We start from the raw sequence: 11,885 nt of genomic DNA on the forward strand, positions 1-11,885 counted from the left end.
CTCCCCTCTGTGCGCGACGTAACAAGCACTTGTCAAGCCGCGACTTATAGCCGACGTAGCGATTTCAAGATCGAAGAAGGCGGGTCAGCGCCATGGGGACGAAGCTTCCACCGCGAACAACCGGAGAGAAGATCGGGTTACTTTTTATGGTCATCCTCGGTGTAGTTGTGGGTGTTATATTTGGTGCTATTTCAGGAAGCATCGTCGCCGCAGCTGCACAGCTAAACGAAGTGCATCAAATAGTTTGGATTCTGCTTCTTTCAGTTCTCGGTGTAGCAATAGCGGTGCCATTTATGATTTATCAGGCTGACGAGCCCCGACGCAGGAAGGCGGCTCGAAATGCAAGGAGCGTCTCAGGTATTGCGCCACCAGTGGGCACAGCCGAATGGTATTTGTGGAAGCAGGACTTAGAAAGAAATTACCCGTGGGGAAAGCTTTAAAAACATCTTCCGAAGAGTGGTGATGGCGGTCTATTTGCCTACCTCTTGAGGTCAATTGAATACTCGCAATCGACCGGTGCGCCTGCGTCCACGCTTTGCCCACTCCGGGGACGCGAGCACCAGGCGCCGCACATGCCTAGCTCCGATGAGGCAGACGGCGAGGTCGATTTTGTGCGGTGACTCTCGGGACTCCTTGCGGATGAGCACGCCGTAGCGGCTGGGGCTTCGGCGTGCGTTGAGCACGTGCCGGGTAAGCCGGGCGTCTCCGTCATGGGTCAGGGCCTTCTGCCGGATCTCGGCGAGCGTGCGGCCCACGGCCGGGCCGAACTCCGGGGTCTTGACGCGCATGTCGAACGCCACGGCCGCGCGGTTGCGGCCGGTGGTGGCATCGACCAGCAGCCGGTCCCCGAACTCGAACCCCCAGGTGTCCACGTAGGACTCAAACTCGCGGACGTCGGCGAAGAACCCCACTACGTCGAAGCGGTCGAAGGCGGTGCGGACCGCCAGGTCGGCAGCCGCCCGGTCGACCTCCCAGCCGGCACCGGCGGGCCCTTCGGGCTTCTCCTGGCAGTGCAGCACGGCGGCGTGCCCGTCCGACATGCGCACGGCGAGCAGGCCCGTGGCGTCGTCGTTCTTGCTGCCGTCGAAGAACATGACCACGGTGTCGCCGTCGACCAGCGGGGGCCGGTCCGGGGCGTGGCAGGCGGACCACTCCGGCGCAGTGACCCACGCCGTAGCCGCGGACGACCGTTGGTTGAAGAAGTACCGGCGGGACTCTTCGGTGTCCTTGGTGAGGTCCCAGAATTCGTTTTCCACGATCCCGGGGAGATCCATCCAGTCGGCGGCGGGGCCGTAGACCTCCCGCAGCGCCGCCACCATCTGGTCCAGGTCGGTGAGGTCGACCTCGGCGGGTGCTTCGCGGTGGTCCCACAGCAGCCGCGCCGAGCGGGTGCGGCCTTCCCGGATCGCTTTCGCTTGCCGGTCGAGCGCTTCCAGGATCGAGTCCTCACCGGCCTGGTACATCGTGGACGTCAGCAGCCCCCAGGGCTGCGCGGCCTTGCGCTTGCGCAAGTTGCGGTCCACGGTCTTGAACATCCGGCGCAGCACGGGCGTGATGTAGAGGTGCGGCTCGTCGAAGATCGCCAGCGATTCCTTGCCGCCGTCTTTCGCGGACGAGCTGGCGGTGGACGGGACGATTTCCCCGCCGCCGGGCAGCAACACGCGCGTGAGCCCGGCGGCGTCCTTCGGCAGGTCCTCGCCGAGTGGTCCCTCGGTGAGATTGAAGTGGATGACGTCGTAAGTGTTGCCTGTCTGACTCTCTTCCGTTGCCAGGCAACGAATGTAGGGGTACGTGAGCGGCTGCCCCATCGGCTCGCCGGGCGCGTAGGCGTAGGTGAACCCGTGCCAGCGGTAGGTCTCGCCGCCTTCGGCCCACCCAGCGAACCGGCAGGGGCCGAACGCCTCGAACAGCCCGACAAACCCGGCGACCTCGGACTTGGCGCGGCCTTTCGCGCGGGAGAGCACCGCCCGGCTGTAGAGGCGGCGGCCGGTGCGGTCGAGCGCGTAGGCGTCGATGAGGAACCCGGCGAACTCGTCGTCCAGGTCGACGTCATCGCCTTGGACGTCGCCGGGGCCGTGGACGGTGAAGTGCTCGGTCCAGGCCGCCGCGAGCCAGCCGAGTGAGCAGGCGCGGTCGTGGCCGGGGGCGTAGACCAGCTCACGCACCGCTGCCCAGCCTCCTGCGTCGCTCGTCGAGCCGGGTCACCGCCGCCGGGTCCGGGGTCGCGGGCGCGTCGGTGTCCTCGCCGGGGGTGGTGTAGCGGATGCGCAGCTTGAGCCGGTCCTCGTGGGTGAGGCCGAGCTTTGCGGCGCGGAGCCGCAGCTCGGCGGCGCGGTTGGCTTCTCCGCGCCAGAACGCATCGACCAGTACGGCGGTTTCCATCGCGACCCGCCAGTCGGTTTCCGTCCACAAGCGGCAGTGGGGCATCCGGCGGACGGCTTCCCACCAGGCGAGTGTTTCGGCGTGCCAACGCTTCCGGCCGTTGCGCGGCAGGTCCGGTGACGGGCCGTCGAACGGCACGGCCTCAATCGAGGTCCAGTCGTAGGACTTCGGGTTGCGGTTGCGGGGGTTCGCCGAGGGAGGGCGGCCGGTGATCGCCACGGCTCACCCCCTCGGCTACGGCTTGGCCTGCTCCGGCTCGGAGCGGCGGGGGTAGGGCTTGGCCAGCGGAGTGACCGCGCGCCGAACTCGACGAGTGAGCGGGTAGAGATAGCGGTGCTTGACCCGCGAATCGTTCACGCGGCGAACCTCGGGATCGATGGTGCGCCGCACGAACTGCTCCGCGGTTTCCCCGGCTGGGCGCCCCACGGCCAGGTGCCGCAGGGTTCGGCCGTGCACCAGCTTGCCGTGCACGACGTAGCTCGCGTTGTGCGGGCTGGTCGTGCCGGTGTAGATCCAGGACCCGGCTTGGTAGACACCACCGTGGTGGCCCTGGGCGGTGTCGGCGTAGGACACGATCAGCCGCAGGCCGGGGCAGGCTGCGCGGAGCTGCCGCAGCGCCACCGTGAGCATCTGGGTGACCGGGTGTTCGTGGTCTCCCAGCGCGATGCGCAGCAGTTCCACGCATTCGGTCTGTCCGAGGCCGTAGGGGTTGCCGAGCCTCGCGGTGGCGCTGCGACCGAAGATGATCACGCCGATGAACTCGCCGTGTTCCCACACGCCGAACGGGGCGATCTTGCTGACGGGCATCTTCTCGGAGTAGTGCCAGCGCAGGACGGCAAACTTCGCCGCGGACCAGTGGCACGGTGCGACCAGCAGCGGCACGTCCGGGTCAGCGTGGGGTCCGCCGGGCGGCGGCGCGGGCGCGGCGGAGGAGGGTCCGCGGGGAGATCTGATCGAGGCGGGGAACGTGGTCGGTGGGGCGGAAATCGGGTTCGGGGGCATCCTTGGTCCGGGGTCGAGGCGGGGTTGCGGGCAGCGCGTCACCTCCGTGACGTGGGTGGATGTGGCGCCGCGCGGCCGGCCACTGGCGGGCCGCGCGGTGGCGGTGCGCAATCGCCGGAGTTTCGTACAGACGGCGAGCTGCTATGCCTAACCGGTAGGGCGTCGCGGGCGGCGGGGGTCACCCCCCAGGGGTGGCGCTGCGTGACGAGCGCCGCGCACGCGGCGCCGCGCTGGTCTCCGCCTCGGCGTCGTCGGCGGCGACCGCGTTACCTGTGGCCAGCAGCCATTCGGCGGCGGCCTGGTCGCGATCTACGACCGTGTTGGCGGGGTGTCCGCCGAGGCTGCGCAGCAGCTTCACGCGCATGGTTCACCTTTCGATCAGGCCGGGGTGCGGCTCGGTGGGCCGGTACGCGGACGCGCGGCGCGCGGCAGCGGCACGGCCGCCTTCGCGTCCGCTCTTGCTCGCGTGGCACGGCGTACAGATGCCTTGAAGGTTCGCGTCCGAGTGATCGTCGCCGGGGGTGATGTGGTCGACCTCGGTCGACGGTGCGCGCTGGCAGACACCACAGACGGGATCACGGCGCAGGATGCGAGCACGGCGGCGCGGCCAGTCGCGCGGGAGTCGGGAAGCTCGGTCGCTACCGGACCAGGCGAGCATGTGCTCACCGCCCCGGGACCGTCCTGCAGGCGGTCCGCGTGGCGAACTACCAGGGGTGGTGACGCGGGAGAGCCCCGGCAACCGTGAGGGAAGTTGCCGGGGCTCTCAACCGCTGTCCGTGCGGACCGTTGTGTGCGTACACGGGTCCAACATGAATGACTTTACGTTCGGTGCTGGTCAGACGCAACCGAGTTCTGTTCGCGGTGGGCTTTCACGTGCCGTTGCGCGGTGCGGTAGTTCACTCCGAGGCGGCGCGCGATCTCCGGTGTGGACAGTGGCTCGCCGTCGGGTTGCTCGTTCAGCAGCTCGGCCACGCGTGCGGCCAGCTCCCCGCGCGGTGTCTTCTCCGTGGTCCCTGCGGGACGTCCGCCGCCGCGTTTGCGGTCCGGGTCGGCGCGTTCGGCGCGGTAGGTCTCAACGGTGCGGCGGAACCAGAAGGGCTCGCCGCCAAACTCCCGGTTAGGTTCGGGCACCAACCGGTGTTCGCCCTCGGCGCGGGTTCGTTGCCGTTCCATGCTTTCGTACCGCGACCACGTAGCGGTGCTCAGCCCTGCCGCCTTGGCAGCCTCGGGCCGATCGAGCATGTCCTCGGGGTGTCCCTTCTCGGGTGGCTCGGGAACCGTGGGCAGCTCGGGTACCGCCTTGCCGAGTGCGAACGCCTTGGCCTGCTCGGCGTCCCACAGCTTGCGGTGCGTCTTGCCTCGATCCGCGTTGACCGGTGCCGGGTGGCCGGGCCGGTTCCATGGCGGAGGGTCGGCCCGTTGGGCGGTGCGCAGGCTCATGTCGTACAGCGCGGCGATGTCTTCCTGCGTGATCAGTGTCCGGCCTGCCGGTATCACGGGTCTGGTCCCTCCCTCGGCGCCTCTCGTGGTGATGGTGAGCCTAACGGGCCGCCCCGGTTCCGAGTCGGAACCGGGGCGGCCCGTGTGGTGCTTACTTGCCGTTCAGCGCGGCGTTGCCCTTGCCGCTGACCTTGGCCTGACCGGTGTCGGCGGTCCGACCGTCGCGGCGGCCCGCGATTGCTCCGGCCTCGTTGTGCTTGTCGGCGGCGGTGGTCTTGAGGTCCGGGAACCGCTTCTCAAAGGCGGCGCGGGTGCGCTCCGCGTCGGTCACCAGAACGAGTTCGCCCGGCTTGCCCTTGACCTTCTCGGCCATCTCCTGGCGCGACGCGGCGATCTTCTCGGCGACGCCGTTCCCGTAGCCGGGCAGGTAGGACCGGAAGAACGAGCGCCGTTCGATGTTCGCGTTCGCGGCGGTGTCGAACATGCCTTTCCGCTCGGCCATGTGCTTGCGGGCGGCCTCCGTTCCGGCGGTCTCGGCCTGGAGCAGGATGGAGGGCAGCAGCAGTTCCAGCGCCTTGAGTGTGGCGGCCGGGGCCATGATCAGGACCCAGCGAGGCGCACCGTTCATCTTGTTCCCGAGGGTGCAGACCTCGGCGCCGTAGGCCTCCGCGACGCGGTAGACCAGCGCGGCGCGAGCCTTGCCGTGCCAGCCCTGCCCGGACACCTCGAACTCAAGCAGCCGGATCGGCTCGGGACGCTTGCCTTCCTTGTGTCGGAGGATCGCGGCGTCCAGGTTGAACTTGGCGACCAAGGCGGCGGCTTTCGCCGAGTAGGTCTTCGCCTCTTCCTCGGTGACGGCGGCGTCCTCGGCCTTGTCCAGCAGCTTGCGGACCTTGTCGGCGATGTCGTGAGTGGTAGCCATGGTGGCGTTCCTTTCCGGTGATCACGGTGGTTGGTGGTGCCGGGCCCGGGGTTCTAGTTCCGTTCCCGACATGAAGAATACTATCTGAACTTAGCGACACTGGGAAGGATGTCGCAGGGTGATCCGCCCCACGTTGGTGGCTGAGGCGGATCGCCCTGCGGTCAGGTCCGGACAGCGCGGACTACTACGCGCCGGTGTCGCCGTCTCCGGTCGCGTGGTCGTTCTCTATGCGTCGCACCAGCAAGCCGTACAGGTGGTTCGCGCACATCAGCACGGACACGTGCGGCGGCATGCTGAACAGCTCCACGTGCAACGAGCGCAGGCCGGTGCGAACGCTCAGTTTCGCGCGTGCCATCTCTGCGTGGGCCTGCGCGCCAGGGCACGGGCTCACCGCCTCGATTGCCTCGCAGTAGCGACACTCCGAGGGGTTCGCGAGCACTGGAAACGTCCGCAGGATCGAAGGAACTTGCGGGTCCGGGAGTTCTGGCACGTGGTAGACCACCCAGACGTGGCGGTCATCAGAATGTCCATTGTGGTCGGTCATCTCCGACTTTCCTTTCAGGCGCAGGAAGTGTGCGCCCGGCAGCCGAGCAGCTTGCCCGGCCCTGCCGGGCAGTGCTGGGAAAGCGGGGCGGCGGAGGGGTTTCCGCCGCCCCGCGCGGGCTAGCGCTCGGGACTACTGGTCGGAGATGGCCCAGTCCGATGCCAGGCGGTGCCTGATCTCGCTCATTGCTTCAAACCAGCCCATTTCGGCAGGCAGCTCGAACATGGCCGTGTTCAGCAGCTCGGCGGTGTCGCATTCGGCGCGATCGCGCTCCATCGCTACGTGAAGCGTGATTCCCGGACACTTCGGGAGTCGGCGCTCGAAGCAGTAGGCGCACGGTTCGCCGTTGGTGATGTCGGCCAACAGGCGCACGATCACCGGCTCCCACTGCGGCACGATCACGGCCCCACGGTCCTGGGGACGCAGTCCCATCAGGTGACCGTCCAGTCGGATGGACGGGGTAGTGAAGCGGTACACCACGTACCACTGAATCATGTTGTCTCGCAAGGGAAATCCCTTCATCGCTGATCACGGTTTCTTGTCGTCGGGTCCGGGGTTCTAGGTCCGTTCCCAACAAGAACAATACTATCTGAACTTCACGACAAAGGGAAGGGTTTCCGGGTTGTGTGACCCGCCCCATATACTGGCGGTGCCCCTTCCGTTGATCACGGTGGAGCACGCGGGACCGGCGGGTTCTAGCCCCGTCTTCGCGGCGGGGTCGCCGGTCCCGCACCCGCCATCAGCCGGCCAGGAGAGCGCCGCGGCGACGCTGCCAGGACGCCAGCACGGCGTTGCGCTCGTACAGCGGCCGTCGCCGGGAACCGTGGTTGGTCCAGCCGTCCTCACTGCGCCAGCGCCGCAGCGTGCCCGGCGGAACGGTCAGCCACGCCGAGAGTGCCGCGACGTCGGACACCGGGGTGCCCTGCGCGTCGCTCAGCTCGTCCCAGCTCGCTCGCGGCCATCGTGTCCGGCAGCGCGGGCACGTGATCCACTCCGCGTTCGCGCGCACACGCAGTTGCGCCCCGCACGGCCAGCCCGGCGTCTCGCTCGGTACCGGGCACGTGCCGACCGGGATGGTGGCCTCGGCTGTGCCGGTCACCGTGCGCACCATGAACAGCAGGTCGCGGATCTCGTCGGCCAGGTCGGTCACCCAGTACTGGCGTGTGATCCAATCCAGCCATTCGACCAGGAACGCGGCTTCTCCGACGACGGTGCGCGGCGTCAGGCCGAGCTGTTCGGTGATCTCGTCGCGCAGCTTGCTCAGCGGGGTGTCCAGCTTGCCCGCCCAGGGCTGGTTCGCGGTGAAGTCCAGCCACCCGACCAGCAGGCTTCCCGCCTCGCGTGCGTTCGCGTCGGGCATGCCCATGCCGGTGTCCTCGCGGATGTTGTCGGCCCAGCTGGACAGGATTTCCAGGACCGAGTGGGGGTCGCCGTCGTCCTCGGCGCGGGTGCGTCGGTCGGTGAGCACCAGGACGGTGTCCCGCGCCGGGGAACGCGAGCCGTAGCCCGGTGAGGTCCGCCCGGTGCTGGGTGACCCGCCGCTGGGGACGGCCGCGTGGACCAGCTCGGGGAACAGCCGCGCCAGCTCTTGAATGTCCGTGCGCAGCGCGTCCGCGCACGGGTCGCATGTGCGGTAGCCGTGCTGGACCGGGAACGGCAGGCCCTCGCGGGTGCGGCAGCCAAGCACGCACCGGTCCTGGTCGTGGTTCTCGGCCGAGGCGGCGCGGGTGGTCATCGTGCGATCTCCTTGTGAGCGTGGGGTGTGCTGGTCGTCTGGCGGGCGCGTTCGAGACGGGAGGGGTGCATCCGGGTCACCGGGTCGCGCTTCTCCTTGTGCCCGGCGCGGTTGCGGGACAGCGGTCCGCACACCACCTCGGCCTTCGCCTTGCAGAACGGGCAGGGCACGGAGCGCGCTAGGTCGTGGTCCGGGTTGCGTTCCCAGCCCATGGCCGCGTAGGCGTTGCGGATGCCGCGCAGCCCGGCCTGCCGGTGGTACTCCCGCCGCGTCGTCGCGGTCGAGCTGGTGCTCGGCCGCCGCTGCTGCGGCGGTATCGCCGCGCTGGCGGAGTGCCCCGCGGGGCGGTCCCGTGCGGCGTCGCAGCTTCCCGCGACGTCGGACGGGGTAGCCCGCCGCGCGGTGGTGCCCATCGCGGTCAGCGCCGCGTGGCACTCGGCCAGGGAGTACCCGGCCAGCCCGGCCAGCCAGGCCGTGACCAGCTCGTCGGTGACGTGCGCGTCGGTGTGCCGCATGAGCAGGCCGCGCACGTCGCTGCGGCTCATCACCGCGTAGATCGTGCTCATGCCGCCTGTCCTTCGGCGGCCGAGGTCAGCGCGGCGTCCAGGAGCGCGTGAAGCTGGTCGGCGTCGGCGTGCTGCGGCCGGGCCTGCCGGATCGCCAGGCCGACCCCGTGTTGGTCATTCTCGGCGATCGCGGACGCGCGCAGGTCCTCGAAACGGGCGGCCATCGCGGCGTCCCGAGCCCTCTTTTTCGGGTCGGTGCCCGCGACACGAGCCGCGCGCATCTGCTCACCGACCAGCATGGGCAGGAAGCTGGTCGGCAGGTTCTTGGTCGACCAGGCCGCCAGCCCTGCGCCGACGGCAGCGCCGGGTATGCCCTCGCGCAGGAGCGGGATCACCTCGGCCACGAGCTGCGCGCCGACGCGGGCGGGCACCGACTCGGCGTAGAACTCGACCAGCCGCGCGGCCTCGGCCCGCCGTTGCTGCCGGGCCGAGCCGGTGTCGTCGCTGTGATCGGCCTCATCTTGCCGAGCGTGCCAGGGCGCGGCAGAACGCGCGTCGCGCGTGGCGCGCGCGGGGAACCCCTCTTTCTTGCTACGCAAAGGAAGAGATGCCTCTCCTGTCTCCCCGCTCCCTTCTCCCTGGTCCTTCTGCGAAGGGTTCGCGGAAGGGTTCGCTCTCGAGCCGACGCGGCCGGCCTCGGCGGGCCGCGCCGACGCCGCCGGGCGGGCCGAACCGCGGACCCGCATCGCCGCCTCCAATTCTGGTGGCGCCTTATGCGTGCCGGTCTCCAGCGCCTCGGCCGCCACGAGCGGGGCCGGACCGGTGATCTCGACCGGCAGCCGCCGCAGCTCGGCCGCCAGCGCGGCCCGCAGAATCGGCGACTCGATCTCGAACGCGCGCCTGAGTGCGCCGCGCAGCACATTCGGCTGCTTGTACAGCTTGTCGTTGCGGATGAAGCTGCGGACGAGCAGTTCCTCGGTGTCCTGGTCGATCACCACGAACCGCGCGGCGTCCAGCTCGGCCAGCGCCGCGCGCACCTCGGCCAGGTCCAGGTCCGGGTGCGGGCGGCCCCAGCGCTTGACCGACAGGTTCAGCACCCCGGCGTAGGTGAGGTTCGATTGAGACACCAGTTGCAGGTAGATCAGCTTCGCCGACGCCGACAGAGCACAGAAGTCGTCGTCGTTCCAGATGTACAGATCCAAGCGGGCGTGATCGCGCGCCACAGGGAATCTCCTTGGTCAACAGAATTTCGGGCATGGCAAGGCACCGCCGTGAACGAGCACGGCGGGCCGGAGCGAAGTCAGGACGCTGCTGCGCGCTGTTCGGACAGCGCGGCGACGTCGAGGCAGTAAATCGGTTGCGGCTTGCCGCCGTTGCGGCCCCGGGTGTCGGTACACCGCGCGTAGCGTCCGGTCGTGACCAGTAGGCCAGCGGCGCGCAGGCGCGTCACGGTCGCGCCGATGAGCTGGGGTTGCACCCACGCGGGCAGCAACGGTCGCCAACGGTTCGCGGTGGTCTCCCGGAACGGGTCGGCCAGCGCGTCACCGATGATCACGGCCAGGATCGTCAGCACTTCGGATTCGTTGCGGGGTTCGCTGGTCAGCAACGCGGCGATAGTCGCCGCCGTCTCGTCAGCGCCCGCAGGACGTCCGCTCGTGCTGGTCTGGACCACCATGGCCTTGGCCAGCGTAACCAGCTCGCGCAGGGGCACGGGGCCGGTCATGGGTTCAGCAGGCGGAAGGTCCACACCTCCTGCTCGGCGCTGCACTCCTGCGCGATCTCGGGATAGCGCTTTCTCAAAGTGGTCTGGTCCAGCGTGGTCCGCTGCTGTGGGACAAAAGAAACGCTCGGGACACCGTCGACGGTGCCGACCGCGCCCATCTGCGCGTCGGTCGCGACGAGTGCGGCCTTGAGCAGGTTCTCAAGGTCCTGACGTCGTGCCTTGAGCTTGGCCTGCTGTGTCTTGACCCGCTGTAGGTCGCGGATGACGCGGGCGAAAGAGTCGAGGGGACGCGTGGGCGGACGCTCCGTGTCCAAACGATCACCTTCGAGTGCTGTGCTGTTCGTCACTACAGTGAAGCCCCTTGAATCGTTAACACACCGCAAAGACGCCCGATAAGGATCTCTGGGAGTGCAAGTCATTGCGTGGTCGGCCGGGTGGGCCGCGCATCGCGAGGATGTCGAATGTTTATGTACGTAAACACTTTCTGGTGGCGGGTCTGCGCTGGTGGGCAGCGCTTCCGTGTCCGAGGTTAGCGGGACTGTGTCCGCGCCTGTCAACTAAAAACACGGAACTCGGCCGAAAATGCTTACACCTGTAAACAAAATGGAGGAATGGTGACCGGGGCGGGCGTCTCGATCCAGGAGGCGCTGACGTTCCTGTACGCCAAGCGGAAGCGCGAAGATGGGAAGCCGTATAGCGATCGTGATGTTTCCGAAGCCTTGGCCGGTTATGCCGTAGAGGCTTCGCACAGCTATCTGTGGCAGTTGCGCAACGGGCGCAAGGACAACCCGCGCGCCAATGTCCTTTATGGACTCGGGAAGTTCTTCGGCGTCCCGGCGGGGTTCTTCCTCGACCTGGAGGTCTACGAGCGGTGGCGGATGCGCATCAGCGCGGGCGCGGACGCCGACATACCCGCGCCACGCGGCCAACACGCCATGCTGCTGCGGGGAGATCGTCGGGTATCCGATCGGTTTCAGGCGTTGCTGGACCAGCTCACGGATCACGTCAGTGAACTGGAGAACGACGACGGTACGGCGGACACCTATGGCTGAGCGCACCATGCTGCGCCGCCTGCTCGACCGGTTTCGCCGACCCCGCCGCGTGCTGATCACCAGTCAGGAGCGCATCACGCGCACCGAGGACGTCAAGCGGCTGGTGTCCGAACTGGACTTGTCCGCGACGGTCACCTACACCGAGCTGGCCGCGCGGCTGTCACGGCTGCGCGGGCGGCCTATCGTGATCAAGCCCTACCCCGAGTCGCTGGTGGCCGAGTCGCGGCGGATCGACGAGCCGCTGCCTCACGGGGTCTGGACGCCGCGTGCGAGCGCGGATTACGTGTTCTACCGGCAGGACACCACGCCCAGTCACCAGCGGCGCATCATCCTGCACGAACTCGGTCACATCTGCTGCCGCCATGTCGACGAGCAGGCCGAACCAGCGGGAATCGACGACGGGCCGCCCTGCCCGGCCGAGATCGCCCGCGCGGTGCAACGCGCGGGCTGCTTCGCTGCGGACCAGGAGCAGGCCGCGGAGACCTTCGCCTACCTCATCGAGCGCCGAACGCGCCCCAACTTGTCGGCCACGGGCGACACCCAGGCCGACCGCTACCGCCTCCTGGAGGACTAGAACCC

Annotated in this window: 17 protein-coding genes; 3 read left to right on the plus strand and 14 right to left on the minus strand. The window is 68.4% G+C overall.

Features of this window, described 5'->3' with window-relative positions:
- The first annotated feature begins 92 nt into the window (after nt 1-92).
- A complete protein-coding gene (locus ABD987_RS05430) occupies nt 93-440 on the plus strand; it encodes a hypothetical protein (protein WP_345387568.1) in 348 nt (115 codons plus the stop codon).
- Nucleotides 441-491: 51 nt separating this feature from the next.
- On the opposite strand, the gene ABD987_RS05435 is transcribed toward ABD987_RS05430, so the two are convergent.
- The 14 genes from ABD987_RS05435 to ABD987_RS05500 form a co-directional block, all read right to left on the minus strand.
- On the minus strand, nt 492-2,165 hold the full coding sequence (locus tag ABD987_RS05435) for a Terminase (RefSeq protein ID WP_345387570.1): 1,674 nt from the start codon (nt 2,163-2,165) through the stop codon (nt 492-494).
- Nucleotides 2,158-2,601, minus strand: a complete 444-nt coding sequence (locus ABD987_RS05440) for a phage terminase small subunit (RefSeq protein ID WP_345387572.1) — start codon at nt 2,599-2,601, stop codon at nt 2,158-2,160. The genes ABD987_RS05435 and ABD987_RS05440 overlap by 8 nt, the downstream gene beginning before the upstream one ends.
- A gap of 15 nt (nt 2,602-2,616) precedes the next feature.
- Nucleotides 2,617-3,264: a Mom family adenine methylcarbamoylation protein gene (locus ABD987_RS05445; protein WP_345387574.1), complete on the minus strand. Its 648-nt coding sequence runs from the start codon at nt 3,262-3,264 to the stop codon at nt 2,617-2,619.
- Between the two features lie 298 nt (nt 3,265-3,562).
- Nucleotides 3,563-3,748, minus strand: a complete 186-nt coding sequence (locus ABD987_RS05450) for a hypothetical protein (RefSeq protein ID WP_345387576.1) — start codon at nt 3,746-3,748, stop codon at nt 3,563-3,565.
- A gap of 3 nt (nt 3,749-3,751) precedes the next feature.
- A complete protein-coding gene (locus ABD987_RS05455) occupies nt 3,752-4,042 on the minus strand; it encodes an HNH endonuclease (protein ID WP_345387578.1) in 291 nt (96 codons plus the stop codon).
- A gap of 161 nt (nt 4,043-4,203) precedes the next feature.
- Complete coding sequence (locus ABD987_RS05460) at nt 4,204-4,881, minus strand: hypothetical protein (RefSeq protein WP_345387580.1); 678 nt, start codon at nt 4,879-4,881, stop codon at nt 4,204-4,206.
- A 94-nt stretch (nt 4,882-4,975) separates the two neighbouring features.
- Nucleotides 4,976-5,746, minus strand: coding sequence for a DUF2786 domain-containing protein (locus tag ABD987_RS05465; protein WP_345387582.1), 771 nt, complete (start codon nt 5,744-5,746; stop codon nt 4,976-4,978).
- Nucleotides 5,747-5,930: 184 nt separating this feature from the next.
- On the minus strand, nt 5,931-6,290 hold the full coding sequence (locus ABD987_RS05470) for a hypothetical protein (protein WP_345387584.1): 360 nt from the start codon (nt 6,288-6,290) through the stop codon (nt 5,931-5,933).
- Between the two features lie 132 nt (nt 6,291-6,422).
- A complete protein-coding gene (locus ABD987_RS05475) occupies nt 6,423-6,692 on the minus strand; it encodes a hypothetical protein (protein WP_345387586.1) in 270 nt (89 codons plus the stop codon).
- A 337-nt stretch (nt 6,693-7,029) separates the two neighbouring features.
- On the minus strand, nt 7,030-8,025 hold the full coding sequence (locus tag ABD987_RS05480; RefSeq protein ID WP_345387588.1) for a hypothetical protein: 996 nt from the start codon (nt 8,023-8,025) through the stop codon (nt 7,030-7,032).
- The gene (locus ABD987_RS05485; RefSeq protein WP_345387590.1) at nt 8,022-8,591 is read right to left on the minus strand and encodes a zinc finger domain-containing protein; all 570 of its coding nucleotides are present in this window, start codon (nt 8,589-8,591) and stop codon (nt 8,022-8,024) included. The genes ABD987_RS05480 and ABD987_RS05485 overlap by 4 nt, the downstream gene beginning before the upstream one ends.
- Entirely contained in the window at nt 8,588-9,754 is a 1,167-nt protein-coding gene (locus tag ABD987_RS05490; RefSeq protein WP_345387592.1) for a hypothetical protein, read from the minus strand. The genes ABD987_RS05485 and ABD987_RS05490 overlap by 4 nt, the downstream gene beginning before the upstream one ends.
- A gap of 77 nt (nt 9,755-9,831) precedes the next feature.
- Complete coding sequence (locus ABD987_RS05495) at nt 9,832-10,254, minus strand: hypothetical protein (RefSeq protein WP_345387594.1); 423 nt, start codon at nt 10,252-10,254, stop codon at nt 9,832-9,834.
- Entirely contained in the window at nt 10,251-10,568 is a 318-nt protein-coding gene (locus tag ABD987_RS05500; protein ID WP_345387596.1) for a hypothetical protein, read from the minus strand. Before ABD987_RS05500 ends, ABD987_RS05495 begins: the two co-directional genes overlap by 4 nt.
- 297 nt (nt 10,569-10,865) lie before the next feature.
- Between ABD987_RS05500 and ABD987_RS05505 the strand changes: the two genes are divergently transcribed.
- Nucleotides 10,866-11,306 carry a hypothetical protein gene (locus ABD987_RS05505; protein ID WP_345387598.1) on the plus strand — a complete coding sequence of 147 codons (441 nt, stop codon included), beginning with the start codon at nt 10,866-10,868 and terminating at the stop codon, nt 11,304-11,306.
- A complete protein-coding gene (locus tag ABD987_RS05510) occupies nt 11,299-11,880 on the plus strand; it encodes a hypothetical protein (RefSeq protein ID WP_345387600.1) in 582 nt (193 codons plus the stop codon). Before ABD987_RS05505 ends, ABD987_RS05510 begins: the two co-directional genes overlap by 8 nt.
- The last annotated feature ends 5 nt before the right edge of the window (nt 11,881-11,885 follow it).

This window comes from Amycolatopsis samaneae (assembly GCF_039541975.1).
GTDB lineage: Bacteria > Actinomycetota > Actinomycetes > Mycobacteriales > Pseudonocardiaceae > Amycolatopsis > Amycolatopsis samaneae.

What these genes read in the sequence shown, in the direction of transcription:
- ABD987_RS05450 (WP_345387576.1), bottom strand. Translation starts at nt 3,748, where the DNA reads ATGCGCGTGAAGCTGCTGCGCAGCCTCGGCGGACACCCCGCCAACACG.
- ABD987_RS05430 (WP_345387568.1), top strand. Translation starts at nt 93, where the DNA reads ATGGGGACGAAGCTTCCACCGCGAACAACCGGAGAGAAGATCGGGTTA.
- ABD987_RS05465 (WP_345387582.1), bottom strand. Translation starts at nt 5,746, where the DNA reads ATGGCTACCACTCACGACATCGCCGACAAGGTCCGCAAGCTGCTGGAC.
- ABD987_RS05480 (WP_345387588.1), bottom strand. Translation starts at nt 8,025, where the DNA reads ATGACCACCCGCGCCGCCTCGGCCGAGAACCACGACCAGGACCGGTGC.
- ABD987_RS05510 (WP_345387600.1), top strand. Translation starts at nt 11,299, where the DNA reads ATGGCTGAGCGCACCATGCTGCGCCGCCTGCTCGACCGGTTTCGCCGA.
- ABD987_RS05485 (WP_345387590.1), bottom strand. Translation starts at nt 8,591, where the DNA reads ATGAGCACGATCTACGCGGTGATGAGCCGCAGCGACGTGCGCGGCCTG.
- ABD987_RS05470 (WP_345387584.1), bottom strand. Translation starts at nt 6,290, where the DNA reads ATGACCGACCACAATGGACATTCTGATGACCGCCACGTCTGGGTGGTC.
- ABD987_RS05455 (WP_345387578.1), bottom strand. Translation starts at nt 4,042, where the DNA reads ATGCTCGCCTGGTCCGGTAGCGACCGAGCTTCCCGACTCCCGCGCGAC.
- ABD987_RS05495 (WP_345387594.1), bottom strand. Translation starts at nt 10,254, where the DNA reads ATGACCGGCCCCGTGCCCCTGCGCGAGCTGGTTACGCTGGCCAAGGCC.
- ABD987_RS05505 (WP_345387598.1), top strand. Translation starts at nt 10,866, where the DNA reads ATGGTGACCGGGGCGGGCGTCTCGATCCAGGAGGCGCTGACGTTCCTG.